A 1037-nucleotide genomic window follows, 5' to 3' on the forward strand; every position below is an offset into this window, starting at 1 on the left:
GACTCCTGGGTTTTGGCCTGGTGCGATCTGTGATTCACTTGCTGGAACGGGAGGTGGATCATGGGTCACTGCTATTCTCTCGATCTTCGGGTGCGSGTSKCCGACTTTGTCGAGGCGGGCCATTCCTGCCGGGCGGCGGCAGGGCACTTTGCCGTCAGCGAGAGCTTCGCCATCAGGCTGGTGCGGCGAACCCGGGACACCGGCTCGCCGGCACCGGACCGCCAGGGCCGYCCGCCCGGACGCGGCAAGCTGGTGCCCTATGAGRSYTTCCTGATCCAGACCGTCGAGGCAAGGCCCGCCATCACCATGCCCGAACTGGCTGCCCGCTTGCTTGAGGAACACGGGATCGTCGCGGCCCCGGCGATGCTCTCGCGCTTCCTGTGCCGGTGCGGCTTCASYTATAAAAAAAGCCCTGATGGCGGCGGAGTGCGCACGCGCCGACGTGCGGGATGAGCGCCACGTCTGGACCGATCAACGTCAGGCCCGCATGCGCGAGCAGCCGCACCGGCTGGTGTTTCTTGACGAGACGTACGTCAACACCAAGATGACCCGCCTGCGCGGGCGCTCGCGCAAAGGCCAGCGGTTGCGGATGAAAGCTCCCTTTGGGCACTGGAAGACGCACACCTTCTTGGCCGGGCTGCGCTGTCATGAGCTGAGTGCGCCCTGGATCATCGACGGCCCGATCACCCGCTTGGCGTTCGAGGCTTACATCGAGACGCAGCTCGCGCCGACGCTGCACAAAGGCGATGTAGTGATCCTCGACAACCTGGCTGTCCACAAGAGCGAACAGGCTGCGCAGTGTCTGAAGCAACGCGGAGCCTGGTTCCTGTTCCTGCCGGCTTATTCGCCCGATCTGAACCCGATCGAGCAAGCCTTTGCCAAGATCAAGGCACACTTGCGCAAGGCCGAGGCGCGAACGTTCGACGCGCTCTGGCGCGCCCTCGGCGACATCTGCGATTTGTTTGAGCCGCACGAGTGTTGGAACTACCTCAAGGCTGCTGGATATGCGTCCGATTAAACATCCGATGCTCTAGCCA

At 63.6% G+C, this 1037-nt stretch carries 1 protein-coding gene; it reads left to right on the plus strand.

Features of this window, described 5'->3' with window-relative positions; translation table 11 throughout:
* Positions 1 to 60: 60 nt before the first annotated feature.
* A protein-coding gene (locus ACXJKO_RS31770) for an IS630 family transposase (RefSeq protein WP_457094976.1) occupies positions 61 to 1018 on the plus strand; the annotation gives its coding sequence in 2 pieces (ribosomal slippage) (positions 61 to 411 and positions 413 to 1018; 957 coding nt in all).
* The last annotated feature ends 19 nt before the right edge of the window (positions 1019 to 1037 follow it).

This window comes from Microvirga sp. P5_D2, assembly GCF_054049475.1.